General features: G+C 68.2%; 2 protein-coding genes. Both read right to left on the bottom strand.

Translation table 11 applies throughout. The annotated features are described in order from the left end of the window. Positions 1-365, bottom strand: a 365-nt coding sequence (locus tag AB4Y84_RS22380; RefSeq protein ID WP_442251023.1) for an ABC transporter permease, incomplete at its 3' end; no start/stop codon positions are given. Continuing rightward, positions 362-1,009: ABC transporter permease (locus tag AB4Y84_RS22375; protein ID WP_442251022.1), on the bottom strand; the 648-nt coding region annotated here is incomplete at its 5' end. The genes AB4Y84_RS22380 and AB4Y84_RS22375, both read right to left, overlap by 4 nt.

Here is a 1,009-nt window from a genome sequence, read left to right as displayed (position 1 = left end):
TTGCCGAGCAGTACCAGCTTGGCCGGATGGCCACGCAGGATGTCGCGTTCCAGGTTGGCCGGGATAAGCACGATGCCTTCGGCATGGCCGGTTTCCAGCTGTGCGCGCGCTTCCTGCAGGTCGGCCGGTTGCCCGACCACATGGGCCACGCGCAGCGAATCGAGCTTGCGCAGCAGTTCGCGGCTGGTCGCGCTGTGGTCTTCATCGACCACCAGCACGGGCAGGTTGCCGGCCACCTGGTGGCGATAGGCGGCGGGGTAGAAGAACGAGTACAGGATCACCGCGCCGACCATCACCACGATCGCATAGCGGTCGCAGAGCACGGCCAACAGAGTCTGTCGCAGGCTGTGCCAGATCCTGCTCATGCGCCGGCCCCGGCGGGTTGCGCGGCCTGCGGCGTGCGTGCGAACGCCAGCAGGCGCCAGCCGCCGATGCCGCCGGCGACCACGATCATCAGCAGCAGCGTGGCCAGCGGCCACAGCGAAACCACGAGTGGCGAGCCGATGAACTGCTGCTGGGTCTGCAGCTTGATGTAGGCGCTGAGTGGCAGCAGCAGGTGCCAGACGCGGGTGAACAACGGCGCGTCGATCACCGGGAACGTGGCGCTGGAAAAGGCCAGCGCGGTGCCGATGCTCAGGCCCACTGCGGACAGGGCGGTGCCCATGTCGCGGGTGACGCCGACGAAGAACAGTGCATAGGCCGCGGTGGCCAGGTAGAACAGCGGCTGTGCGAGCAGCAGCAGAACCACATTGCCCGCGATGCCGTCGCCGCGCAGCCAGGCAAGGTAAGCCGCGCCCAGCGCGCCGTATAACGAAAACAGCAGGACATAGGGCAGCACCTTGCCGGCAATGGCCGACCACGGCGCGTGGCCCAGCCAGGCGGGCAGGGTGCCGTCGCGGATCTCGCGGCCGAGGCTGCCGGCCACCGCCAGCGCGAGTACCAGCGACAGCACCGCCGGGAAGATCAGCGGCAGCAGGAACAGCTCGTAGCTGCGCGCCGGATTGAACAG

This window comes from Stenotrophomonas sp. 2YAF22 (genome assembly GCF_052114665.1).
Taxonomy (GTDB): domain Bacteria; phylum Pseudomonadota; class Gammaproteobacteria; order Xanthomonadales; family Xanthomonadaceae; genus Stenotrophomonas; species Stenotrophomonas indicatrix.
Note: the sequence above shows the minus strand (reverse complement) of the source record. Positions and strands in the feature narration are given on the sequence as shown.